16 protein-coding genes are annotated in these 26,465 nt (G+C 33.7%); 11 read left to right on the top strand and 5 right to left on the bottom strand.

Annotated features, from left to right (window positions below):
- Positions 1–253 precede the first annotated feature (253 nt).
- The 5 genes from KK2020170_RS06545 to KK2020170_RS06525 all read left to right on the top strand — a co-directional run bounded on the left by KK2020170_RS06545 (position 254) and on the right by KK2020170_RS06525 (position 14,993).
- A complete protein-coding gene (locus tag KK2020170_RS06545) occupies positions 254–5,086 on the top strand; it encodes a GEVED domain-containing protein (RefSeq protein ID WP_221257535.1) in 4,833 nt (1,610 codons plus the stop codon).
- Between the two features lie 167 nt (positions 5,087–5,253).
- Positions 5,254–10,176, top strand: a complete 4,923-nt coding sequence (locus KK2020170_RS06540) for a hypothetical protein (protein ID WP_221257534.1) — start codon at positions 5,254–5,256, stop codon at positions 10,174–10,176.
- A 225-nt stretch (positions 10,177–10,401) separates the two neighbouring features.
- Positions 10,402–11,661 carry a tail fiber domain-containing protein gene (locus tag KK2020170_RS06535; protein ID WP_221257533.1) on the top strand — a complete coding sequence of 420 codons (1,260 nt, stop codon included), beginning with the start codon at positions 10,402–10,404 and terminating at the stop codon, positions 11,659–11,661.
- Between the two features lie 169 nt (positions 11,662–11,830).
- Positions 11,831–13,288: a hypothetical protein gene (locus KK2020170_RS06530; RefSeq protein ID WP_221257532.1), complete on the top strand. Its 1,458-nt coding sequence runs from the start codon at positions 11,831–11,833 to the stop codon at positions 13,286–13,288.
- A 163-nt stretch (positions 13,289–13,451) separates the two neighbouring features.
- Entirely contained in the window at positions 13,452–14,993 is a 1,542-nt protein-coding gene (locus KK2020170_RS06525; protein WP_221257531.1) for a hypothetical protein, read from the top strand.
- On the opposite strand, the gene KK2020170_RS06520 is transcribed toward KK2020170_RS06525, so the two are convergent.
- Positions 14,990–15,316, bottom strand: coding sequence for a hypothetical protein (locus KK2020170_RS06520; RefSeq protein WP_221257530.1), 327 nt, complete (start codon positions 15,314–15,316; stop codon positions 14,990–14,992). The two genes, KK2020170_RS06525 and KK2020170_RS06520, sit on opposite strands and share 4 nt — an antisense overlap.
- Before the next feature lie 28 nt (positions 15,317–15,344).
- On the opposite strand from KK2020170_RS06520, the gene KK2020170_RS06515 reads away from it, so the two are divergent.
- From KK2020170_RS06515 to KK2020170_RS06490, 6 genes are all read left to right on the top strand, one after another.
- A complete protein-coding gene (locus KK2020170_RS06515; RefSeq protein WP_221257529.1) occupies positions 15,345–15,536 on the top strand; it encodes a C1orf53 family protein in 192 nt (63 codons plus the stop codon).
- Between the two features lie 126 nt (positions 15,537–15,662).
- Entirely contained in the window at positions 15,663–17,648 is a 1,986-nt protein-coding gene (gene hutU / locus KK2020170_RS06510) for a urocanate hydratase (protein WP_221257528.1), read from the top strand.
- A gap of 80 nt (positions 17,649–17,728) precedes the next feature.
- Positions 17,729–18,247, top strand: coding sequence for a DUF4136 domain-containing protein (locus KK2020170_RS06505; RefSeq protein WP_221257527.1), 519 nt, complete (start codon positions 17,729–17,731; stop codon positions 18,245–18,247).
- 60 nt (positions 18,248–18,307) lie between these two features.
- Positions 18,308–19,345: a DUF6340 family protein gene (locus KK2020170_RS06500; RefSeq protein ID WP_221257526.1), complete on the top strand. Its 1,038-nt coding sequence runs from the start codon at positions 18,308–18,310 to the stop codon at positions 19,343–19,345.
- 74 nt (positions 19,346–19,419) lie between these two features.
- Positions 19,420–21,180 (top strand): aromatic amino acid hydroxylase, encoded by a 1,761-nt coding sequence (locus tag KK2020170_RS06495; protein WP_221257525.1) that lies wholly within the window; start codon positions 19,420–19,422, stop codon positions 21,178–21,180.
- A 64-nt stretch (positions 21,181–21,244) separates the two neighbouring features.
- Entirely contained in the window at positions 21,245–21,553 is a 309-nt protein-coding gene (locus tag KK2020170_RS06490) for a rhodanese-like domain-containing protein (RefSeq protein WP_221257524.1), read from the top strand.
- 51 nt (positions 21,554–21,604) lie between these two features.
- On the opposite strand, the gene KK2020170_RS06485 is transcribed toward KK2020170_RS06490, so the two are convergent.
- The 4 genes from KK2020170_RS06485 to KK2020170_RS06470 form a co-directional block, all read right to left on the bottom strand.
- Positions 21,605–22,903 carry a T9SS type A sorting domain-containing protein gene (locus KK2020170_RS06485; RefSeq protein WP_221257523.1) on the bottom strand — a complete coding sequence of 433 codons (1,299 nt, stop codon included), beginning with the start codon at positions 22,901–22,903 and terminating at the stop codon, positions 21,605–21,607.
- Positions 22,904–22,989: 86 nt separating this feature from the next.
- Positions 22,990–23,649, bottom strand: coding sequence for a response regulator (locus KK2020170_RS06480; protein ID WP_221257522.1), 660 nt, complete (start codon positions 23,647–23,649; stop codon positions 22,990–22,992).
- Positions 23,649–24,386, bottom strand: a complete 738-nt coding sequence (locus tag KK2020170_RS06475) for a DUF6498-containing protein (RefSeq protein ID WP_221257521.1) — start codon at positions 24,384–24,386, stop codon at positions 23,649–23,651. The genes KK2020170_RS06480 and KK2020170_RS06475 overlap by 1 nt, the downstream gene beginning before the upstream one ends.
- Positions 24,386–26,464 (bottom strand): OmpA family protein, encoded by a 2,079-nt coding sequence (locus tag KK2020170_RS06470; RefSeq protein WP_221257520.1) that lies wholly within the window; start codon positions 26,462–26,464, stop codon positions 24,386–24,388. Before KK2020170_RS06470 ends, KK2020170_RS06475 begins: the two co-directional genes overlap by 1 nt.
- Between the last annotated feature and the right edge of the window lies 1 nt (position 26,465).

Below are 26,465 nucleotides of genomic sequence, written 5' to 3'. Positions count from 1 at the left end.
TAATCATCAACGTATACTTAAATTTTATAACAATTTTATATAAAATTGTTATAATTTAATTTCGTAAGGTTTTGAAAATTAAACGATTCTCCTAAAAATCAAGCATTGTAAACAATTGCAAAATAAGTGCTAAAAAAATATTTAGCATTTATTAACATATATTCATAAAAATTATTATTTTTACTGTAATAATCTAAATCTAACCTAGAAAAGATTAATTTTTTATTTCAAAAATCATTAAATCATTTAAGATATGATAAAAAATTACTTACTTACTGTTTTAACCAAAAATCAAAAAAAATTAATTTTTCATTTTTTTGTAATCTTAACATTTTTTTTCACTTGTGAAGATTTACATTCACAAACTACAACAACAGTAACTACTCCCGGAAATTACACCTTTACAGTTCCTTGTGATGTAACTTCCATCACTGTGCAAGCATGGGGCGCTGGTGGCGCTGGTGGTGGAACCACAGCGAATAACTCTCGCGGCGGCGGCGGCGGCGCTGGTGGGTCTTATGCCTCTTCAGTTTTAACTGTAACTCCAGGAACTATTTACAATTTAACTGTTGGAGCTGGTGGCACAGGAGCAAATTCTGCAGGAGCAAGTGGCCAAGCGTCATGGTTTGGTACTGTAACAACAGTTTATGCTCAAGGCGGACAAGGCGGTGCAGCTCCTAACGGAGGTACTGTTGCCGGAGGAACCGGTTCTACTGCAGCTAGTTTTGGAACAACACTAATTGCTGGAGCTAATGGAGGCAATGGCACAATCCTTACAGGCGGTGCAGGCGGAAATGGAGCGAATGCAGGTGGCGCAGGAGGTGCGGCACGATTAACAGAAGGTAACGGAAATAATGGAACAGCTCCTGGCGGCGGCGGCGGCGGCGCTTATTTACCTGACAATACAAATCATTCAGGAGGTAATGGTGGAAATGGAGAAATAAGAATTACATACACTTCTTCTTTAAACACGTACTGCAATCCTAACTTTACTACTGTAGAACCAATTACTAATGTAACTTTTGCAGGCATTAACAATACCACTTCAAATACGGTTAACGGAACACCTGCATTGGAAAGTTTTTGTAGCATAGCATCTGTTATGCAAGGTTCAGCTGTTAATCCAATTTCAATAAAAGGCAATACAAATGGTAATTACACCAACTTCATAAGAGCTTACTTTGATTGGGATCAAAATGGAGTTTTTGGCAACAACGCAAATGAAATTTATGACCTTGGGTCTATTGTAAACTCAACAGGTATTGATGCTGTAACATTAACATCGAACATCGCTGTGCCAGCAACAGCAGTTATCGGAAATACGAGAATGCGTATAATAAAAAACTTCAATGCGTATGTTACAGGTCCTTGTGTAACAAATACATTTGGACAAGCTGAAGACTACACAGTTAATGTTTATGCACCCCTACCTTGTGTAGCTCCAACAGCACAACCAACAGCCTTGATTCTTACTCCAACAGGAAACACAATCTCAGGAAGTTTTACAGCTGCAGTTCCAGCTGCTGATAATTATTTAGTAGTAATAAACACAACTGGAACACCACCAACTAATCCAGTAAATGGTACTAGTTATGCAATCGGTGCAACTTTAGGCGCTGGTAATACAGTTGTAGACAACGACACTAATACCGCTTTTACCGCAACTGGATTAACTCCATTAACAACTTATTACTTTTTTATATATTCATTTAACTCTGCTTGTACAGGAGGGCCTTTGTATTTAACCACTGGTCCACTAACTGGAAACACTACAACTCTTGTCGCTAATTATTGCACTCCAAGCATAAGCAACACCTATTATCCTCCTACAAACTACATCAGAAGAATTAGTTTTGTAGGTACACTACAAGATGTTGACAACCCAAGTTCGTATGACACTACTGCTCCTTATGGTTATGAAGATTTTACTGGTTTAGCTACTAAAAGCATTCAAGCACAAGGGGAAGGAGTTAATATTTATTTTGAAACTGTTGCTTCTGGATATTATAAGGCTTGGGTCGACTGGAATAAAGATGGTGATTTTGCAGATGCAGGTGAAGCAGTTTATGATGTAGGTGGTATTGCTCAATCATCAACAACATTTGGTTTTGTAATACCTCCTGCTACACCACCTGGAAACTATAGAGTTCGTTTAAGAATGAGTGGAAGAAATGCCGCTTTCATGGGTACAGATGCAGGTTTTGGCTGGGATTCATGTACAACAAATGTTGCTTACTATGGTGAAACTGAAGATTATTTATTCACAGTCATTGCTAGTTGTAATGCGGTAATAACTGATGTGACTGATGGTGTAACTTGTGGACCAGGAACAGTTAATTTATCAGCAGTAGGCTCTGGAGGACCTTCAGAATATAGATGGTATGCAAATGAAACGGGCGGTACACCATTAGCAACAACTGCAACTGGTAGTTGGACTACTCCTTCAATTGGAGTAACAACTGATTATTGGGTAACTTGTTTTAATGGATGTGAATCTCACGTAAGAACAAAAGTTACTGCTCATGTAAACCCAGTTGCAACAATAACATTCACCCCTTCTGTACCTGAAGTATGTGGAGAAAACAATGTACTTTCTCTTACAGCATCTGGAGATGTTCAAGAAACTTACTTGATTGATGAAGATTTTGAATCTGGACTTGGAGTGATGTCAAACCAAAACATTGTAACAAATGGAGCTCCTACAGATGCATTAACGCAATGGCAAACTCAAACGAGTACATTCGTACCGGCGCAACAGACTTGGTATCCTGCAATTGCATCAGGTTTAAGTGGAAATAATTTTGCAATGGCTACATCAGACGTTGGAGCAGTAACTACTCATAATGCAATATTATCTCCAGTTGTTGATACAAGTACTTATTTAGATTTAACATTATCTTTTGATATTTTCCATTCTAGATATTATGTAGATGGAACAAATACAGCATTAGAATATATAACTGTAGACGTTTCAACAAATGGAGGTGCTGCATGGACTGAGATTGACAGATATACAACTGACCAAGGTTACGGAACACGTTTTGTAAACAAAACTTACGATTTAAGCGCATACATTAACCAACCAAACTTTAGAGTTAGAATTCGTTACTATGCAGAATGGTGTGATGGCTTAGCTATTGATAATTTCCAACTATATGGAAATGTCCCATTAAATACTGCTTTTGACTGGACAGCTGGAGCTCCAGTTGATGCATTCCAAGATGCAGCATGTACCATTCCTTATGTATCAGGAACACCTATTGTTACGGTATACATTAGACCAAATTTATCTCAGTTAGAAAATCCTACTTACAGTTTTACAGCAACTGCAATTTTATCTAATGGCTGTTCGGTAAGTCAAAACGTATCTATTAATAACAAAACTAGTGTATGGAAAGGAACAAATAGTTCAGATTGGAGCGATCCAAATAACTGGCTACCTGTTGGCGTACCAGACATAAATACTTGTGTAATCATTCCAGATGTTACTGCAACAAATCCTTCAAATATTAATGTAGGTAGTTATGATGCATATGGAAAAACTTTACAAGTAAAAGATGATGGTGTATTAAATTTAGTTACTGGAAATACTTTAACAATTCAAAATTTTATTGAAGTAGGTGCATTAGGAACTTTCAATGTTGGTAACACTGCTAGTTTAATTCAAATTGATAATGTTGCAAACACAGGTAACATTAACATGGATAGATTTGCTTTTACAGATAGTAATCTAGATTATGTATATTGGTCTACACCCGTAGCAGGTTTCAGTATTAATAATGTTACTCCTTCGACAAGTGCTTTTAGATACCAGTGGATTCCAACTGTAAATAACGGAGGGACATATGCAGGTAATTTTGGTAATTGGGCAGCGGCGAGTGGAGCTATGACAACAGGAAAAGGTTATATTAAAAGAGGGTTAGCAGGTATGACTACATTTACAGGAGTACCAAATAATGGTGATATTAGTATACCTATTTCTAGAAGTACCTACACAGGCGCTCCTTATGCTGGACCTACTGCCACTTTAGTAACGAATGATGATGACAACTGGAATTTATTAGGAAACCCGTATCCTTCAGCAATAAGTGCCGATGCATTCTTAACAGCAAATAGTGCTAATTTAAATCAATTTGTAAAATTATGGACACATGGTATCGATCCTTCTGGAGCGACTGCTGATCCATTTTATCAAGATTTTCAACTTAATTATAGTGTTGCTGATTATTTAACATACAATGCATTAGGAGGAACTCAATTTGGTTATTTAGGATATATTGGCGCTGGACAAGGATTCTTCACACTTATGAATGATTCGGGAGCCACTACTGAAAATGCTGTATTTAATAATACAATGCGTTCAAATACTTATGCTAATTACCAATTTTTCAAAAACAGTAGTATTGAAAGTATTGAGAAACATAGAATTTGGTTAAAACTAATAGCGCCTTCAGGTAGTTCTAGCGACATTCTTGTAGGTTACGCAACCGATGCATCTGATGAATATGACAACAAGTACGACGCAATATCTGGAAGAGAAAAAGCTACTTTTGAATTGTATTCACTTATTGAAAATGAAACTTATGCTATCCAAGGAAGAAGCTTACCTTTTAATACTAATGACATTATTTCAATTGGTGTAGTTGTTCCACAAAATGGTATATACACTATTGCGATTTCAAATATCGATGGACTATTTGAAGCAGGTCAAGATATTTATTTAGAAGATGTAGAACTTGGTATTATTCACGATTTAAAATCAGCTCCTTATACTTTTACTTCAAATACAGGAAGAAACAACACAAGGTTTAAGATTCGTTATACAACTAATGCTCTTGGAAATGATTCATTTGAAGTAAATAATTCGGTTTATGTATTTACTAATGAATTTATAAATGTTAATTCAAGTAATTTAAAAATTAAAGATGTAGTTATTTTTGATTTAATTGGAAGAATACTATTAAATAAAAAAGACTTAAATACTAACAACTTAACAATTGATGAAATTAATAAATCTCAAAGCGGCATAATTATAAATGTAACTTTAGAAGATGGAACTATTAAAACGTTTAAGTCTGTATTTTAGTCAATTTTTACAAAAAACACTTAAAAAGTCGTACAAAAATGTACGACTTTTTTTATAGACAAAATTTATTTTTTATGTAAATAAATTTGCATAAAACTCTAAAAAGTATATTTTTGTAAACGTTTATTTAAACAAATCGTAACTATAAATAAAAATTACTCATAAAAATGCAACCTAAAACTACTCTAAAACTAAACCATCTATGGTATAGTTGTACACTATTGGTTTTCTTTACTCTATTTCCAACTAATAGTTTTTCTCAAAGTAATAATTGTGCAGCAACACCAACTTTAACTGTTGGAGCATCATGTAGCACAACAAATTACAATGTTCCTGGCACATTTACTGAGTCAGGAGTTTCGGTTTCTTGTGGAACATCTTTAAGAGATGGTTGGTATACATTTACTACAGGCGCTAGCACTACTTCAATAAGTATTCAGGGTACATCTAACAGAAGATTAGGCTTGGCAGTATACTCTGGTGCTTGTGGTTCACTTACAGAAGTCCCTTCAGCTTGTACAATACCAAATGCTGCGAATGCCAATCTTACAAACATAACTGTATCTCCGAATACAACATATCGATTAAGATTAATGAGAACTAATGGACCAAACTCAAACGATATGACGGGTACCATTTGTATCTTTGACACAACAATTTTAACTAACTTCACATGTGCAACAGCAACCAGCCTCCCTTGTGGCACTTCAAACTTAGCAGGCACAACAGTTGGATCTACAGGAAGCACTGCACATGGAAGTGGATGCACAATGAGTAATTACGGCGCATGGTATACATTTGTAGGAGATGGACAATTAACAACCATTACTTCAGTTGCAGGTTCTGGATTCGATCATGAAATGTCAATATCATCTGGTAGTTGTGGAAGTTTAACCAACATTACGTGTAGGGATTCAGGTTTTACGGGTGGAACTGAAAGCCATACTTTTAGCACTACTAATGGGGTAACTTACTACGTTTATATTGCTCATTATTCAGATACTGGAACAACTACTGGCACTTTTACAATATCTAGAAGTTGTAGTGCTCCTATTTCAAACGACAATTGTGCTGGCGCAATTAGTGTACCAGTAAATCCTACAAGAACTTGTGCTTCAACTGTTAATGGAACAATTTTTGGAGCTTCAGATTCAGGCGTTACTGGAAGTGGTTGTGGAGGTACTGATGATGATGATGTATGGTATAGTTTTGTAGCAACTGCTTCAACTCATTATATTGAACTATTAAATGTAGCTGGAAGCACAACAGATTTATACCATGCAGTTTACGGCGGAAGTTGTGGTTCTTTAGGAACTGCCTTAGTTTGTTCTGACCCTAACACAAGTACTGTAACTGGACTTACGCCAGGGAATACTTATTATATTCAAGTATATTCTTGGACTAGCACATCAGGACAAAACACAACATTTGATTTATGTGTTTCTACTGACCCTCCTTGCTCAGGAACACCAGTAGCAGGTACAGCAACCACTTCTCCTGGATCAGGTAATCCTGGTTCAAGTTACATAGTTTCAGCAACTGGATTCACAAGCAATGTAACAGGACTAACATTTCAATGGCAATATAGTACAAACGGAGGAACTACATGGACAAATGCAGGCGGAGCAACAACTTCTTACTCAAACTATACAGCAACTGCTCCAGCATTAGGTACAACAGTTTTATGGCAACTTATAGTTACATGTACAAATAGTGGTTTAAGTGCAACCTCATCAAATGGAAGTTTCACGTCCGTTAATACCATAAACGTTCCTGCATCTGGAAACAACAGCGTAACTTGTGGAACCAATATTGCGCTTTATGATAATGGCGGATCTACAAGCAACTATTCAAACAGTTCAGATGGTTATACTATACTAGATGCAGGTGTTGGCGCAACAATTAACATTAATGGAAGCTACAGTACTGAAAGTAGTTTTGACTATATCAACATTTATAGTGGTTCTGGAACAGGCGGCACATTATTAGCCTCATATTCTGGCAGTGGCACTATAAACTATACTGGCGCAGCTGGTCAAACTCTTACTGTTGAATTCACTTCTGATGGTTCAACTACTTATTCTGGTTTTAATCTAACAGTAACATATAGCGGTTCTTGCTACACACCTTGCTCTGGCACACCAACTGGAGGAACAGTTTCAACCAATCCAAATACAGGTTGGCCTGGCAGTAGTTATACAGTTTCTGCAACTGGAATGACACTAGCATTGAACATGACCTATCAATGGCAATATAGTACTGACGGTGGTTCAACCTGGACAAATGCTGGTGCTTCTACTACTAGTTATGCAGATTATACTGCAACCGCACCTGCGAGTGGAGATGTTCATTGGCAATTAATAGTTACATGTACAAATAGCAGTCAGTCGGCTACTTCTACTACAGGTGTTTTTGTAACAATGTCCGTAAGTGATGTTGCTACAGGATGTCCTAATGTTGTTTCAGGAGGACTCGGTTTAAGTGGTGCTGATCCAGCTCCTTTCAACTGTACCGATACTTCAACTTGTGTTGATTTAGAAGCAACTTATCTTGATTTAGGTGAAACTACTGATTATATAGTTGAACCAATTTTATACAATCCACCATTTGCTTTTGATGGTTTAGCAAATCCTGTAAGTGTTAATACAGACGATGTTTGGTCGCCACTTATTAACTTACCTTTTGACTTTTGCTTCTACGGTAACACTTATAATCAATGTACTATAGGATCTAATGGAATTCTTTCCTTCAATACAGCTTTAGCAGGAACATCTAGTGGATATAGTTTTAGCAATAATATTCCTATTAGTGGAGACCCAAGATTAGTAGAAAATTCAATATTTGGTGTTTTCCACGATATTGATCCTGGAGTTGGCGGAGAAGTTGGTTGGGAATTAATTACATTACCAACTGGATGTAGAGCACTAGTCGCATCTTGGCATGATGTACCTATGTTTTCAAACAATTCAATTTTATATACTGGAATGATGGTTTTATATGAAAACTCAAATATTATTGAAGTATATATTGAGAATAAAGAAATTGATGGAACTTGGAATGGTGGAAATGCAGTGGTTGGTATTCAAAATTCAACTGGAACTCTTGCAACTGTTCCTCCTGGTCGTAACGGACTAGATACAGATTGGACTACAACAAATGAAGCATGGCGATTCGTTCCAAACGGAACCTCAATAGCAACATTGACTTGGTATGAAGGATCAGGTGTTACAGGTCCAGTTGTTGGAACCACTCCTGTATTAAACGTTTGTCCAAGTTCAACTACAACATATACAGCTGAAATCACTTATACTCTATGTGACGGCACTACTTTAACAGAAACTGATGAAACTACAGTAACTGTAAACGGAGCAAAAGTTTGGAATGGTACAGTTAATAATGATTGGAATAATAACAATAACTGGACTCCTACAGGTAGACCTACTGCTTTAGACTGTGTTGTTATTCCACCTACTTCAAATGACCCTGTAATTTCAGGAACAGGTTACAATGGCTTAGGTTTAAATATGAGTATACAAAACGATGCAACTTTAACTGTAAATTCAGATAACTCGGTAAGTATAACAGATTGGGTTAACATAAGCACTACAGGCGAATTAGTTTTAGATAATTCTGCTAGTTTAATCCAAACTAATAATATAGCGAATTCAGGTGCTGGAAATATGCTTATGGATAGAGATGTAAATATTAGAAAACTTGATTATGTTTATTGGTCTTCTCCTGTAACTTCATTCTTATCAAGCTCAATTTCTCCAGGTACTTCAACTGGTCTTATTTGGAAGTGGACACCAACTGTTTCTGGAAATGGCACCGGCAATGCAGGTAATTGGGTAAATGGAAATGAAGCTATGACTGTTGGTAAAGGATATATAGTTAGAGGCCCTAACACTTACACATCAACTTTACAAAATTATACTGCTACATTCGTAGGAACACCTAATAATGGAGATATCTCTATTCCAATTACAAGAGGTAGTTATACTTCTGGAGCAACTTATCAAATTTGTGCTACTTGTACACCTGCTACAAATTTAGATGACAACTGGAATTTAGTTGGAAATCCTTACCCATCTTCTATCGATGCCATTGATTTCTTAACTGCCAATACAACAATTGATGGTTATATTAAAGTTTGGACACATGGAACACTACCAAGTTCAGCAACTGTTGACCCATTTTATGAAAGCTATGTATACAACTATACCGTTGGTGACTACATTACCTACAACAGTACTGGAACATCATCTGGGCCTGGTATGTTTAACGGATATATTGCGGCAGGTCAAGGGTTTTTTGTATCAATGTTAGATGGCGGTCCGTCAACTAAAAATTTAAATTTTACAAATTCTTTTAGAAGTAACACCTACGATAATAGTCAATTCTTTAAAAATTCAACAAATGAAAAACATAGGATTTGGTTAGATATAATTGCACCAAACAATAACTCTACAAGAGCATTAGTTGGTTACGTAAGTGACGCCACTTATGATAAAGACAGATTGTTTGATGCTAAAACTGATAATAAAATTGATTTAAATCTATATTCATTAATTAGCGACGAAACATTTACTATTCAAGGTAGACCTACTCCTTTTGATGAAAATGATATTGTGCCTTTAGGATTCAAAGTGCCTTCTACAGGAATTTATTCAATTGGAATTGCAGCATTAGATGGATTATTTGAAAATACAAATCAAGCAATCTTTATACAAGATTTAGAATTAAACATAATACACGACTTGAGAAGCATGCCTTATACATTTAATGCAAATCAAGGTGAAAACAATACTAGATTTAATTTAATTTATAAAAACTCATTAAGTACTGAAGAAACTATTAATAATGAAAATAACGTTTGGGTCTCTGCTTTTGACAATTTAGTTGTAAATTCAAACAATCAAAATATTATTTCAGTTAAAGTATTTGATATTCTTGGCAGAGTTTTAACAAACAAAACCAATATTTCAAATAAAACAGTTGAATTAAATGAATTACTTAAAACAAATAGTGGGTTAATTCTTGAAATTACTCTTGAAAACAATAAGGTTATTTACAAGAAAACAATTTTTTAAATTAAATAACAACTCAAAAACAAAAGCCTTCAAAATTTTGAAGGCTTTTTTTATAACCAACAAATAACTGATTAAAAGACAATTATCGAAAAAAAACTGACAAAAAGTACATCTAATCGATTTTATTTCCATATTGTCGATTTTTTAACATTAAATAAAGGATAATATAATGTAAATTATATTTTTGAGCAAAATTTCTACATAATCTCTAAAAACTATAAAAAAATGAAAAAAATTTTGCTTTTAACCTTACTCTTTTTCAGTTGTTTAATTTTTTCTCAAGTTGGTATTGGAACTACAGCCCCGCAGGGTGCATTAGATGTATCCTCAAATACTGATGGTTTACTTATTCCAAGAATATCGTTATCAGCTACAAACGTTGCTACAGTGATCACACCTACAACTTCTGAATTAGTCTACAACACAAATACTTCTGCAGTAGGACCCAACCAAGTAACTCCAGGTTTTTATTATTGGAATGGAACATTATGGGTTAGACTTAATACTGCAAGTAACGATTGGGCTTTAACAGGTAATTCTGGAACAACTGCAGGCACAAATTTCATAGGAACAACAGATGCTCAAGATTTAAGGTTCAAAACAAACGGAATAAACAGAATGAACATTTCTAATACAAATGGTCAAATTCAATCTTATTACTCTGGTGCAGCTGGAACACCCGCATTCTCATGGAATGGTGATGCAAATACAGGTGTTTTCCAAGGAGGCTCAGATGTTTTAGGATTTTCTACTAATGGAGTTGAGAGAGTGAAAATGAACAATACAGAAACTGTTGTAAACGATGGAAGCACAAATTATGACTTTAGAATTGAATCAGACAATAGAACGAATGCTTTATTTTCAGATGCAAGTCTAGATGCAGTAATATTTGGTTCTACAGGAACATTATTTGACGATGGAAATTCTTTTTCTACATACACATCTTTTTATTCTACAACAATAGATTATGTTGCTGATTTTGATAGAGGAACGTCAAGAGGAACAACAATGGGACTTGGTTCAATAGAATATTTGGTAGACGGTGAAGCAGAACTTTTTATTAGTGACAACTTTTCTCCAATCTCACATATCACTTATGATTTAGGATATGAAAACATGTGGGATGATATATATGCTGATGATTATTGGAACATATCTGACTTACGTGCAAAAAAAGAAGTAGAACCAATGAAATATGGTTTAAATGAACTAATGAAATTAAAAACAATTTCCTATAAATTAATCGACGATCCTTATCAAGACCAAAAGATAGGATTAATTGCTCAAGAAGTTAATCAATTTATCCCAGAAGCAACTAAAACGCATAATCAAAAGAAAAATGAAAAAGGTGAAATTAAAACAGAAGAATTAAAAGAAATTAAAGTTTCATACATTAATCTAGTTCCTGTTTTAATAAAAGCAATTCAAGAGCAACAAGATCAAATAGATGAATTAAAATTAAAAATTCAGAATTTAGAAAAATAATCCTTTTTTAAACTTTACAAAAAAGCCTCTAATTAGAGGCTTTTTTTATTAATGTTGTAAAACCATCGAAATTTGCCAAAATGTTAAAAATCAAGATAAATAAATTTTTTTTTGCCATTTATATAACATAATTATATATTTGCGCCCATATAACCTATATCTACTCAAAATGAAAAATATTTATTTAAGTTTATTAACACTGTTAAGCGTAACTTGTTTTGCGCAAGTTGGTGTGGGAACAACAGCACCTAAAGGTGCTCTTGATATTGAATCAACTACTAATGGTTTAATACCCCCTAGAGTTGCTTTAACTGCTACAAATGTTGCAGCTCCAGTGGTAAATCCACAAGGAGGAGCTTTAGTAGCTGGAACTTTAGTTTGGAACACTGCAACAGCAGGGACTATACCTAACAATGTTATTCCTGGAATGTATTATTGGGACGGAACCAGATGGATATCTCTTGCAGGTTCTCCAGGAGGCTTAGACTGGTCTCTTTCAGGAAACACTGGTACTAACCCAGCAACAAATTATGTAGGAACTACTGATAATGTTCCTCTAATCTTAAGAGCAAACAGCATAGAAAGAATAAGAATGGGAACAACTGAAACTGTTGTGAATGAAGATTCTCAAAACTATGACTTCAGAGTTGAAGGTATAGGTGAACCTGAGATGTTTTTTGTAGACGCAAGTACAAATCACGTACACATTAGAGCTTCATCTCCTTTCCCTACAATTGATATGTTTACATCAGTAGGACCAGCAAACGATTATCCAATTAATGGATATGCCTCAGGTCAGAGTAATGCTGCTGTTTATGGTCAACATACTACTAATGCAACTGGAACGAATATGAATGCGGGTGGCGCATTTGATGGTGCTGGAAATGGTTTTACAACTCAACCAGGGTGGAACGTAGGTGTTGTAGGAACAGGAACAGAAGCAGGTGTAATGGGTACTGCAACAAACCCTTCGAATAATAACGACGCTAGACAAGGAGGATATTTTTCTTTAACAGATACTGGTAATACTGTTCAATCTATAGCTAGTATTGCTGGTAGAGGAGCTGGAACATATTCAGATGTTTATTATGGTGGATATTTTGATAGTAATCAAAGTACAAATGATTATGCATACATAGGTTTAAGATATAATCCACCAGGACCACTACCAAATGCTGACTACGGTATTCTATCAGCAGGTACTAAGTCAACAATGGTAAGAGATGATGAAGGAAAAAATAGAATTATGTTTTGTACAGAAGCTCCAGAAGTATTATTTCAAGATTTTGGTGAAGCACAACTTGTTAATGGTAGAGCAACAATAGTTCTTGATGAGGTTTTATCAAAAAACATTTCAGATAAAAAACCTGTAAAAGTTTTCATACAATTAGAAGGTGATTGTAATGGAGTTTATGTAACTGAAAAATCCAATAAAGGATTTACTGTAATTGAATTAAATAAAGGCAAGTCTAATATTAAATTTTCTTGGCAGATAATTGGAAACAGAGCCGATGCATTAGACAAAAATGGCAATGTATCCTCTGAGTTTGATGAGCTAAGATTCCCTGTAGGACCAGAGAGATTATCTTTCCCTAAACCAGGTATATCTAAAAGTTTAAAAAACTAAAAAGATTTATAAAATATTTTTATAAAAAGACCTTTTCTAAAAGAAAGGTCTTTTTTATGCTATATATCGATTTTTTTTAACATTTTGTCGATATTAAGCTGTTTTTAATTAAAAATTACATGTTAATTTTTATTTTAGGTGAAATTAACATAACCTTTTACTAATGAAAAACTTATACCTATCAATTGCACTATGTGTAACTTTATTTACTAGTGCTCAAGTTGGAGTTGGAACAACTACTCCTGCTGGTGCTTTAGATGTTAATTCAAGTACAAACGGTTTTGTACCTCCCAGAGTTTCTTTATCAGCTACAAATGTACAAGCTCCTGTTGTTAACCCGCAAGGTGGAGCTATTCCAGCTGGAACTATTGTTTGGAATACCGCTACTGCTGGTGTATCTCCAACTAATGTTGCCCCAGGGTTATACTATTGGAATGGAACAAGATGGGTAGCCTTTGCAGGTTCTCCCGGTGGATTAGATTGGTCATTAACAGGAAATTCGGGTACCACGGCTGGAACAAATTTTCTTGGAACAACCGATAATGTTGGTTTAGACTTTAGAACAAATAATAATGTTGTTGCTACTTTTGAAAATTCTGGAAGATTTGGAATTAATATTGGTCCACAAACTTTTGCTCAAACTATTTCCTACTCAAATGTTAACACAATTGATGCAATAGTTGGATACTCAGCAATTGATGGTGGTACGGGTATTTATGCAAGATCTCAAGGTACTGGAGGTGTTGGACTATACGCCTCAAATAATGCCACTGGTGGTTGGGGTGCTTATGGTTACAATAGCAACACTACTTCTGGTGTAGGCACAGTAGGTCAATCAGCAGGAAGCACTGGAACTGGAGTTGTTGGTTTAGCAAATGGAACAACTTATTCTACTTTAGTGGGTTACGCACAAGGAGTTGCCGGAACTGGACAAATAGGTGTTTATGGTATGTCTACAGGAACAGCTGCTACACAAAGATATGGCGGTTATTTTACTTACGATATGGATAACAACTTAGCTACTAGCGACGCGAATAGTCCGCATGCTATTCTGGCTGGTCGCGGCAGTAATTTTTTAGGCGGCAATATTTATTTTGGTGGTTACTTTGAAGGTGGGCAAGATAATACTGCTTCAACTCCAAATACAAATCCAGATGATAATGGGAATGGAAACACTGGAGATTTTGCATATGTTGGAGCTAGATGGGGAGGTACAAATTATAAAATTTTAGGAAATGGAGTTGTTTCAACCATAATAGACGGAATTGATGAAAAACAACATGTTATGTTTGCTCCTGAATCACCAGAAATTGTTTTTCAAGATTATGGAGTTGGAAAGCTAAACAATGGAGTTGCTAAAATAGAAATTGATCCAATTTTAGCAAAAAACATAGTTGTTAATGAAAAACACCCGCTTAAAGTTTTCATTCAATTAGAAGGTGATTGTAATGGCGTATTTGTAACTAACAAAAGTGCAAAAGGTTTTACTGTAAAAGAATTACAAAACGGAACTAGCAATGTAAACTTTAGCTATCAAATTGTAGCTACAAGAATTGATAGAAAAGATAACAATGGAAATGTTTTATCTAAAAATGCAGATGTAAGACTTCCAATCGCTCCAGGCGCACTTCCAAAAATTGAACAAAAAAATATTCAAACTAAAATAATTGAAGATAAAGAAATAAGAATTGAAGATAAGAACTAAATAAACTTCAAAAAATACCAAAAAGACCTCTTCTTTAAATAGTCGAGGTCTTTTTCTTCCGCATACGCTTCTCTTTCGAATGAAATGTTATGATATGCTTCTCTCCTATTTCTATATTGCACAAATCGAACCAAAAATTCAACCCCATACCAAACAAAAAAAGGAAGAATCAATAATTCTAATTGTTGTCTAATATGAATTCTCTCATGATTTACTAAAACTTCATTTCGCTTATCTTCTTTTCGTAACAAGAAAATAAACGGAAACAAAGTGATACCTCTGTAACCTTTCGGCAATAAATATTTGAAAACAATTATAAACATTTACTGCAAAGTTGCTAAATTTGTCGTTATGAATAACGATTTAAATCCGAATAATTTAAAAGAAGGCGAAGATTTTTATTATACTCCTGAAGGATATAAATGCTTTACCTCCAACTATCATCTAAAAAGAGGATATTGTTGTAAAAGTGGATGTCGTCATTGTCCCTACGGGTTTGATAAAAATACGGGAACTAATAAAAAACCAACAACCAACAAATAAAATGGATATCCATTTACAAAATTACCGAATCAAAATATTTAAGTCTTACCATAGGTCAGACATTCGTTATCCTTAGTTTGTTTTTTTAAAAATAAACAGATAAAGAAATAACGAAAAACAAAAATCATGACATTTCAAGAACAAATATTAGAAGGAATACCTTCAGTTTTACCACAGCCAAAAGTTTACGAACCGCAAATTAATCATGCGCCAAAACGTAAAGAAATTTTAACTGACGAAGAAAAGAAATTAGCAATCAAAAATGCTTTGCGCTATTTCGAACCTCAACATCATGCTACACTAATTCCTGAATTTAAAGAAGAATTAGAAAAATACGGTCGTATTTACATGTATCGTCTTCGTCCAGATTACGAAATGAAAGCAAGAAACATTAACGATTATCCAGGTAAAAGCTTACAAGCTAAAGCCATTATGTTAATGATTCAAAACAACTTAGATTATGCTGTGGCTCAACACCCACATGAACTTATAACGTATGGTGGAAACGGAGCTGTATTTCAAAATTGGGCTCAGTATCGACTAACTATGAAATATTTGGCTGAAATGACTGATGAACAAACATTAGTCATGTATTCGGGTCATCCCATGGGATTATATCCTTCGCACGAAAATGCGCCAAGAGTTGTAGTTACAAACGGAATGATGATTCCTAACTATTCTAAACCAGACGATTGGGAAAAATTTAATGCCTTAGGCGTAACACAATACGGACAAATGACAGCGGGAAGTTATATGTACATAGGCCCACAAGGAATTGTTCACGGTACAACTATCACGGTATTAAACGGATTTAGAAAAATCAAGAAAAGTCCAAGTGGAAGTCTATTTGTTACTTCTGGTTTAGGCGGTATGAGTGGCGCACAACCAAAAGCAGGAACCATAGCAGGATGTGTTACCGTTTGTGCTGAAGTAAACCCAAAAATTACAAAAATTCGTCACGAACAAGGTTGGATTCATGAAGTAATTGAAAACATCGACGAATTAGTAATTAGAACTAAAAAAGCTTTAGAAAACAAAGAAGTCGTTTCCATCTCATATTTAGGAAATATTGTTGACGTTTGGGAAAAATTTGACCAAGAAAGTTTACACATCGATTTAGGTTCAGATCAAACTTCACTGCACAATCCTTGGGCAGGTGGCTACTACCCTGTTGGCATTTCATTTGAAGCTGCTAATGAAATGATGGCCAATAATCCTGAGCAATTTAAAATTGAAGTTCAAAAAACATTACGCCGTCATGCAGATGCAATCAATAAACATACCGCAAAAGGAACGTATTTCTTCGATTATGGAAATGCTTTCTTATTAGAAGCTTCTCGTGCTGGTGCAGATGTTATGAACCCGAATCCAACTTTAGGTAGAGAGTTCAAATACCCATCTTATGTGCAAGATATTATGGGTCCAATGTGCTTCGATTATGGATTTGGACCATTCCGTTGGGTTTGTGCATCAAACAATCCTGAAGATTTACAAAAAACAGATGACATTGCATGTGCGGTTTTAGAAGAAATGATGAAAAATTCTCCAGCTGAAATTCAGCAACAAATGGCAGATAACATTCAATGGATTAAAGGAGCGCAACAAAACAAATTGGTTGTTGGTTCACAAGCTCGTATTTTATATGCTGATGCCGAAGGACGAATTAAAATTGCAGAAGCTTTCAATCAAGCTATTTCTAAAGGTGAAATTGGTCCAGTTGTATTAGGTCGCGATCATCATGACGTATCTGGAACTGATTCTCCATATAGAGAAACTTCAAACATTTATGATGGTTCTCGTTTTACTTCAGATATGGCTATTCACAACGTAATTGGAGATAGTTTCAGAGGTGCAACTTGGGTTTCTATTCACAATGGTGGAGGCGTTGGCTGGGGAGAAGTAATTAATGGAGGTTTTGGCATGCTTCTTGATGGTAGTAAAGAAGCATCTAAACGATTAGAGTTGATGCTTTTTTGGGATGTAAATAATGGTATTTCAAGAAGAAGTTGGGCACGTAATGAAGGAGCAATTTTTGCTATAAAAAGAGCTATGGAGACGCAACCTTTATTAAAAGTTACCATCCCTAATATAGTTGATGAAAATTTATTGTAGTTTCAAGTTTAAAGTTTCAAGTTATTTCAAATAAAGAAAAACTCTAAACCTGAAATCTGAAACTTTTAACAAACATAATTATGAAAACAATTAAATTACTTTCGTTACTATTTATTGTAACTTTAACTTCTTGTAGTTCGGTAAGAGTTAATGCAGATTATGATAAAAAAGCAAACTTTGATTCGTATAAAACTTATGCGTATTTGAAAAGCGGTGTTGACAAGGCAGAAATTTCTGATTTAGATAAAAAGAGAATTTTACATTCTATTGATGAAGTTATGGTATCTAAAGGATTCACTAAATCAGACAATCCTGATATACTTGTTAGCATTTTTACTCAAGAAAGAGAACGTGTTAACGTTTACCAAAACTACGGATTTGGATGGGGATGGGGTCCTTGGGGGGGTATTGGCTTTAACAATGTTACATCTACCCCAGAAGGAACATTATTCATAGACTTCATCGACGCTAAGAATAAGGAGTTAATTTGGCAAGGTCAAGGAACGGGATATTTAACTGAAAATGTTGACAAAAAAGATCAGCGAACTAAAGAATTTGTTTCAAAAATATTGGCTCAATATCCTCCTCAAAAAAAATAATATAAATTTTATACATTTATAACCGTAACAAGTAACTTGTTACGGTTTTTTATTTAGATTATGAAAAGACTTTTACAATTAATAGCAATAAGCCTTTTTGTTGCTTCTTGCAGTTCTACAAGCACATTAACACTTAGCGTCCCTCAACCTTCTAATGTATATCTTTCTAAAGAGGTTAAAAATGTTGGAATCATTAACAGAAGCGTTCCAAACGTTAAATACAACAAACTTGATGCAATTGATAAAATATTAACTGCAGAAGAAAAAAATTTAGATATTAATGCTGCTAATGAATCTATATTAGGTTTACAAAGTGCCTTAAAAGAAAATAAGAGATTTGAAAATGTATTAGTAATTGACAGTCTATTACTTAAAGATTATGGTATTGATATTTTCTCACCTGAATTAAAGCAAGAAGAAATCGAAAAACTTTGTGCGCAAAATAATTTAGATGCAATTTATGAACTATCGTTTTATGATACAGATGCATTGGTAAGTTATAAAACCACAAATGATATGCTTCCAAATTCTTTTGGAATTAAAATCCCAACACTTGTTCATCATGTCACAATTAATACCATGATAAAATCGGGTTGGCGAATTTATGATAATGTTTCCAAAAAACTTTCTGATCAATATAGCAGAAATGATAAAGTTGTAGTTTCCGGAAGTGGAATAAACCCTATTAAAGCATACGAAACTATAAAAAATAGAAAAAACGAAGTCTATAGAATTAGTAAAAAAATAGGACAAAATTATGCTTATGAAATTGTGCCTTATACTATTAGAGAAAGTAGACTTTATTTTGTAAAGGGAAATTCAAATTTTGAAAAAGCACAAAGAAGAGCACAAACCGGAGATTGGAATGGCGCTGGCGAACTTTGGAAAATTGAAACTACAAACGCTGATTCAAAACTAGCAGGTAGAGCCTATTATAATATGGCAATTATAAGCGAAATAAACGGAAACCTAGATGAAGCACTAAATTGGGCTTCTCAATCCTATTCAGATTATGGAATAAAAGAAGCACTTCAATATACTAGAATATTAAAATCACGTATCCAGAAAAAACAAATTTTAGAAGCTGAAAAATTATAATCAACTTCGGTTCATCTAGATTGCTTTGTCGCCAAACATTTTGTATTTTTACAAAAAACAAACACAGCCATAAGATGGAAGCAAATTTTGAAAGCAACCCTTTGATTGACAGACTACCTGCTCATTTAAAACAATTTATAAAACCACAAGATTATGAAGATTACACTCCAATTAATCAAGCGGTTTGGCGCTATGTAATGCGTAAAAATGTAGATTATCTTTCAAAAGTTGCTCACGATTCCTATTTAGAAGGCTTACGTAAAACTGGAATTGATATCGAATCAATTCCAAGTATGTACGGAATGAATCGTATTCTAAAGGAAATTGGTTGGGCTGCAGTAGCAGTAGATGGATTTATTCCACCTAATGCTTTTATGGAATTCCAAGCTTACAATGTTTTGGTAATTGCTTCCGATATTCGTCAATTAGAACATATTGAATACACACCTGCTCCAGATATTATTCACGAAGGCGCTGGCCACGCTCCTATTATTGCCAATCCTGAATATGCAGAATATTTACGACGTTTTGGTGAAATAGGTTGTAAAGCTATTTCATCGGCACGTGATTATGAATTATATGAAGCTATTCGATTATTATCTATTTTAAAAGAGGCAGAAGACACTCCAGAAGAAGAAATAAAAAAGGCTGAGGACCAAGTTGATTTTCTTCAAAATAATATGGGAGAAGCTTCTGAAATGGCTAGAATTAGAAATCTTCATTGGTGGACGGTTGAATATGGTTTAATTGGAACAGTTGAAGATCCAAAAATTTATGGCGCTGGACTTTTATCATCTATTGGGGAAAGTGAGTGGTGTATGACGGATAAAGTAAAAAAACTACCTTATGATATTAGTGCTGCTGATGTTAGCTTTGATATTACAAAACCTCAACCTCAACTTTTTGTAACACCTGATTTTGCATATTTGAATATGGTCTTGGAAGAGTTTGCGAATAAAATGGCTTTACGTAAAGGAGGCCTTTCAGGAATTAAAAAACTTATTGAATCAAATGCATTAGGTACCATTGAATTGAGTACAGGTTTACAAATTTCGGGAGAATTTACTAATGTCATTGAAAATGAAGGAAAACCAGTTTACATTCAATGCACTGGAAAAACTGCATTAGCATATCGTGAAAAAGAATTAGTTGGTCATGGAACGGAATATCATGCTGAAGGTTTCGGTTCACCAATTGGTAAATTAAAAGGAATCAATCTTGCTATAGAAGATATGAGTCCGCGTGATTTGGCGGCTTACGACATTCATGAAGGACAAAGAGTTACACTTGAATTTGAAGGAGACATTAAAGTTTCTGGAGAAATTATAACTGGGACTCGAAATATTCAAGGTAAAATTTTAACTATTAAGTTTAAAGATTGTACCGTTACTCATGGTGATACCATATTATTTATGCCAGAATGGGGAATTTATGATATGGCTGTTGGTAAAGAAATTGTTTCTGCATTTTCTGGACCAGCCGATGTGAATAGTTTTGATATGATTAATCACGTACCTTCGAGTCAAACGATAAAACAAAAAAAATCTCCTGAAAGAGAAGAATTAGAAACATTATATAGAAACGTTCGATTAATAAGAGAAAATAAGCCCGCAGAAATTACACTTAAAGAAGCCTTTGGTGCAGTTAGTGGAAATCATCCTAATGATTGGTTGCTAACAGTTGAAATTGCAGAATTAGCTAATGCAGAAGGCAATGAAGACCTTCTTGAAAAAGCTTTATTACATTTAGAAAGTATTAAGCAAAAAAGACCTGAAGTTGTTCATTTAATTACAAATGGTATTGAATTAATAATGCGCGAAAATGAAGCTGTTTAATCGCGTAACTTTTGTTACAGAAAGAGTTGTATTCCTTACTTAAATTTGTTAAAAAATTAAAACTATGGGAATTTTAGATATTTTAGGTTTTGGCAACAAAACAAATGATGTTCAAGAATATGTTGCAAAAGGAGCTATAATTTTAGATGTTAGAACTCCTGAAGAATTTAGAGACGGTCATATCGAAGGTTCAAAAAACATTGCTTTGCAAGTTTTGAACGGGAAAATTAGCGAAATTAAAAAATGGAATAAACCAGTAATTGCTTGTTGCCGTAGCGGAATGAGAAGCGCACAAGCGACTTCAATTTTAAAACAAAACGGAATTGATTGTATAAACGGCGGTGGCTGGACTAGTCTTCAAAATAAATTATAAAAAAAGCTCCTTTACAGGAGCTTTTTTTATAATTTATTCATTGTGTTCTGACTATTCTTTTATTAATTTAAAATTACAAATTTGTTTATCTTCACTAAAAATTTTAACAATATAAAAACCTTTTGAATAATCACTTAAATCAAACTGTATTAGATCAAAAGTTGCATTTTTAGAAACTATCTGTTTACCAAAAATGTCATAAACGGTAATTACTGCTCCACTTGGTACATTTTTAATATAAAATACTCCATTAGAAGGATTTGGGTAAATTTCTAACTCTGAAACATTGTATGATGAAGTACTTAAAGACACATCCCCTATTTTACGTATTTTAGTATTACTTTTATCAGCGACATAAACAATCCCTGAAGCATCTAAAGTAATTCCCGTAGGATAATAAAACATTGCTTCTGTAAGAGCTAAACCATCTGCATAACCTGGCCCAATACCTGCAAAAGTACTAGTTTCTCCTGTAGAAGTAATTTTTCTTATTCTGCTGTTGTTATAATCAGTAACATACACATTTCCTGAGTTGTCGACCTCAACATCATGAGGTCCATAAAACAATGCATTAGTCCCGTCTTGGTAACCATAATTTCCATAATATTGACCTGCAAAAGTAGTTACAACACCTGCTGGTGTAATTTTACGAATTTTGTTATTACCATAATCAGCTACATAAACATTACCTGAAGCATCCACAGCTAAACCTTCTGGATTACGGAATTTTGCTGCAGCGCCAGTACCATCTTCATAACCAAGTGGTAACGATCCTGCTAAAGTAGTTACAACTCCTCCAGGTGTAATTTTACGAATTGTCCAACCATCTGCAACATACAAATTGTCTGAAATATCTATTGCAAGTCCAGTTGGAGTTGCAAATGATGCAGCAGTTCCAGTACCGTCGATAACATCAGAAACACCATTTCCAGCAAAAGTAGTTACAACCCCTGTTGGAGTAATTTTACGAATTCTGAGGTTAATTTGATCGACAACAAAAATGTTGCCAGATGAGTCCAATACAATACCTTTTGGTTGCGCAAACTGAGCAGCTGAACCAGTTCCATCGGCATATCCATAAGTTCCTCCAGCAAGTGTAGTTACTACTCCAGTTGGCGTAATTTTTCGAATATTATGATACAAATCATCAGTTACATACAAATTACCTGATGCATCTGTTGCAATGTCGTATAGCCCTCCAAATTGTGCTGCACCACCAGTTCCGTCTGTATTACCTCCAGTACTACCAGCAAGAGTACTAACAGTAATTTGTGCAAAACTAAAAACGTTTACAAAAAGTGTTACAATAAAAACAAGATTAACTTTGAAGTTTAGTTTATTAAATTCCATTATTATATTTTTTTTCAAATTTACTTTTCAAAAACACACAAAAAAATAAGGCATTTGCCTTATTCTTAAAAAATATAATTTACAAATCAAATCAAATTATTTCGTTTTGCCTTTTGCACTGCTTCTAACTTAGAATGTACTTGTAGCTTACTATAGATATTTTCAATATGCTTACGAACTGTTGAAGGTGACAAAAATAAATTTTCTGCAATGACACTATAACTCAAGCCTTTACTCAATTGCTCTAAAACTTCTATTTCTCTTGTAGTTAGCTTTACTTCTTCAACTTCTTTATCTACTATTTCAAAATCTATAGGATTTCGCAGTAACTTTAATGTTTTAAGCGCAATTGAAGGAGTCATAGCCGCACCTCCTGAAAGCGTTTCTAAAATCCCTTGATATAAACCATTAGGGTCTACTTCTTTCAGTAAATAACCATCTGCTCCAGCTTTAATAGCATTGAAAATATTTTCATCATTATCGAAAACCGTTAGCATTATAATTTTAATTTGAGGATAACGTTTCTTTATTTCTAAAGTTGCTTCAATACCATTCATAACTGGCATTTCTATATCCATAAGAATAACATCTATGTTTTTGTCTTGTTCTAACTTTTGAATAATCTCTTTTCCATTACCCGCTGAATATTTGAACTGAATATCTTCAAAAAAAGACAACTTTTCTTTAATTGCATTAATTAAAAAACTATTATCATCTACGATTGCTATTTTGATTACGTTGCTCATTATTCTTCGGTTACCATTTTTAAAAACGCTATTACTTTTTCTTCTTCTAGTCTTTCGTCGTCATTTTTTTTGTAATCTTTCATGAAAAAATCAACTGCCTTTTGAAAAGCTTTTTCATTCGATTTAATTCTTGCTAAAAACAAATCTACACCTGTACGAATTAAAATTAAAACAATTGCAGCGGCATAACCTCCATTTCCAAATATGATAAAAAATCCTGGAACAATTGCAACAAATTGTTGAATGATTATTCTAACATATGGCTGAAACATAAACAAAGCTAAATTTGTTTCTTCGTATCGTTTGTTCTTATAAAAATTAAACCAATATTTAAATATATGAGAAAATAACATTAAAACCAAAGCTGCCTGAACGCCTTCAAATTGTAAAACAGTTAAAAAATTGCCCATGCCTAAACCATCTGAAATTCTATCATCACCCATAGACAGAAAAACAAAAAAGAAAGTCGTTTGAATAAAAACAAAAAAACCGTAATGAACTAAAAAGAAAAGTGTTAATCCAAGTCCTGAATCTTTTTCATTTTTCATAGAATTGGATAAAAAAGTTATGGTTAGCATCTTTATCGCGTGAAAAACACCAATTATAATAGTTTCTAAGGCGTATACGATAACAAACTCAGTTGCACTTAGTCTACCAATTAAAATTAATGCAATATAAAATAATGCCGTTAACCAAACATTTTTATATTCTAATGAAAATAATTCTTTTAAATTCATTACAACTCTAAAATTTTAAATTCAACTCTTCTGTTTAATTGTTTTCCTTCTTCGGTATCGTTTGTAGCAATAAATTTTGTTTCACCATATCCTTTAGCTGATAATCTTGAAACTGAAATACCTTTATTTACCAAATAATTCATAACTGCAGTTGCTCTATTATTTGAAAGCGTCATATTATTAGCATCTGAACCCACAGCATCTGTATGCCCGCCAATTTCAATTTGCAAACCTTTATTTTCTTTTAAAACTTTAAATAATCGGTCTAATTCTGCATAAGATTCAGGCAATAAATCATATTTTCCTGAATCGAAGAAGATATTATTCAATCGAATGGTTTGTCCTTTTTCGATAGGATTCAAATACAAATCGACAACAATTTCTTTATACTCTGTTAGGTTGGCAACATCTACATTTTGAGTTACTGCATAATACCCTTCTTTTTGCGCCATAAAGCTATAACGCTTTCCGTAAGGTAAAACAATACTATAACTTCCAGTTGTAGGATCAGAAATTGCTGTTCCTAATTCTTTATCGGTTAATAAATCGTTGTAAACTATTGGAGCCGAAAGTGTTTTATTAGTTTTACTATCATACACTTTTCCTTTAATTAAAACAACTGGATCTTGTTTAACAGTGTTATCTATTTCCCAAATATCTTTTGCTCTACCTACATAAGCTTTATCTCCTTTTGCCGATAAAAATATACTTAATTCTGTTTTTACTGAATTGATAACATTTCCAAGGTTTTGAGGTTTAGACCAATTTTGCCAAGTATCGTCTAATCGTTTTGAAACAAACAGATCGTAACCCCCATAACCCGGATGACCTTTTGAAGAAAAATATAACGTTTTTCCATCGGAAGCTAAAAAGGGGTTTGTTTCATCTTCAAATGTATTAATTACATTTCCAAGATTTTTAGGCTTAGACCAGCTTCCGTCACTTTCTAAACTACTAACATATAAATCTTTTATCCCAAAACCTTCTTCTCTTTCTACTGACATTATCAAATTTTGATTGTCATTAGTTAAAAAATAAGCCACATATTTATTCTTATTTGTATAATCTTTAATAGTAACTGCTGTAGGAATTGACCAACCATTTTCAGTTCGCTTAGAAATAGAAACACCAGCTCCATCAGGATTAATCCCATCTGGTTTGTATTTATTACCTAAAAGCAACGTGTTATTATCTGGCGAAACTGAAATAACAAAGTTGAAATCTTTATTATTTAATGGTCGTCCCATATTTTTAGAAGAGGTCCAGTTTCCATTTCTGTCTTTTGTTGAATACCAAATATCATCTTTGTTACCATCTATATTTAAAGGACAATCTTTTTTTGTAACAAAAAGTGTTTTCCCATCCGCTGAAATTACAGGGTTAGTCTCTTCATACTCTTCTGTAGAAACTGTTGTTGGCAATTTTACCATTTTTAAATTAGGGTTAAATGATTCAACAACATCAATAGAAAGTGGATATTCTTTAATTGTTAACTCATCGATAGCTATTTTCATATTTGCGTCTAAAATAAAACCAACTTTAGATCCATAATATGAGTGCCAACCAGATTGATGTATTAGTTTGTCATTGATATAAACTTTTACAATATTAGCTCTTTTTTGAACCAAAAATTTATTTTCCCTTTTGTATCCGTTAATAAACTTGTGTGTTGCCCAAGCTTCATAATAATCAAATTTTCCATCTTGATATTGATATAATTGTGATTGCTTATCTGGTGTTATTCTTACAACATCGTAATATTTATTATTATTATAACATGACCAAACTAATCCATAAGTAGAATTATCAGCTTTAGATTCTAAAACACTTATTGAAGCTTCAACATCAAAATCAATTTCATCTGGTTTATTTAATGCTGAAAATAAACTCCATTTTGTTGCAGATGGATCTGAATTTTCTAAAATAAGTTTACCCTTTTCAATGTATACTTTAAAATTGGTATATGTATTTTCCCAGTTTCCTTTATTATCATCAAAAGTATCGTGATAAATTACTTTTTGAGCTAATAAAGACATATTAAAAAATACTAAAAAAGTAAGTAGGATTAAGTTTTTCATA

The sequence above is a fragment of the Flavobacterium okayamense genome, assembly GCF_019702945.1.
GTDB classification, from domain to species: domain Bacteria; phylum Bacteroidota; class Bacteroidia; order Flavobacteriales; family Flavobacteriaceae; genus Flavobacterium; species Flavobacterium okayamense.
Note: the sequence above shows the minus strand (reverse complement) of the source record. Positions and strands in the feature narration are given on the sequence as shown.

What these genes read in the sequence shown, in the direction of transcription:
- KK2020170_RS06520 (WP_221257530.1), bottom strand. Translation starts at nt 15,316, where the DNA reads ATGTTTATAATTGTTTTCAAATATTTATTGCCGAAAGGTTACAGAGGT.
- KK2020170_RS06470 (WP_221257520.1), bottom strand. Translation starts at nt 26,464, where the DNA reads ATGAAAAACTTAATCCTACTTACTTTTTTAGTATTTTTTAATATGTCT.
- hutU (WP_221257528.1), top strand. Translation starts at nt 15,663, where the DNA reads ATGACATTTCAAGAACAAATATTAGAAGGAATACCTTCAGTTTTACCA.
- KK2020170_RS06525 (WP_221257531.1), top strand. Translation starts at nt 13,452, where the DNA reads ATGAAAAACTTATACCTATCAATTGCACTATGTGTAACTTTATTTACT.
- KK2020170_RS06475 (WP_221257521.1), bottom strand. Translation starts at nt 24,386, where the DNA reads ATGAATTTAAAAGAATTATTTTCATTAGAATATAAAAATGTTTGGTTA.
- KK2020170_RS06535 (WP_221257533.1), top strand. Translation starts at nt 10,402, where the DNA reads ATGAAAAAAATTTTGCTTTTAACCTTACTCTTTTTCAGTTGTTTAATT.
- KK2020170_RS06500 (WP_221257526.1), top strand. Translation starts at nt 18,308, where the DNA reads ATGAAAAGACTTTTACAATTAATAGCAATAAGCCTTTTTGTTGCTTCT.
- KK2020170_RS06530 (WP_221257532.1), top strand. Translation starts at nt 11,831, where the DNA reads ATGAAAAATATTTATTTAAGTTTATTAACACTGTTAAGCGTAACTTGT.
- KK2020170_RS06545 (WP_221257535.1), top strand. Translation starts at nt 254, where the DNA reads ATGATAAAAAATTACTTACTTACTGTTTTAACCAAAAATCAAAAAAAA.
- KK2020170_RS06505 (WP_221257527.1), top strand. Translation starts at nt 17,729, where the DNA reads ATGAAAACAATTAAATTACTTTCGTTACTATTTATTGTAACTTTAACT.
- KK2020170_RS06480 (WP_221257522.1), bottom strand. Translation starts at nt 23,649, where the DNA reads ATGAGCAACGTAATCAAAATAGCAATCGTAGATGATAATAGTTTTTTA.
- KK2020170_RS06515 (WP_221257529.1), top strand. Translation starts at nt 15,345, where the DNA reads ATGAATAACGATTTAAATCCGAATAATTTAAAAGAAGGCGAAGATTTT.
- KK2020170_RS06495 (WP_221257525.1), top strand. Translation starts at nt 19,420, where the DNA reads ATGGAAGCAAATTTTGAAAGCAACCCTTTGATTGACAGACTACCTGCT.
- KK2020170_RS06485 (WP_221257523.1), bottom strand. Translation starts at nt 22,903, where the DNA reads ATGGAATTTAATAAACTAAACTTCAAAGTTAATCTTGTTTTTATTGTA.
- KK2020170_RS06540 (WP_221257534.1), top strand. Translation starts at nt 5,254, where the DNA reads ATGCAACCTAAAACTACTCTAAAACTAAACCATCTATGGTATAGTTGT.
- KK2020170_RS06490 (WP_221257524.1), top strand. Translation starts at nt 21,245, where the DNA reads ATGGGAATTTTAGATATTTTAGGTTTTGGCAACAAAACAAATGATGTT.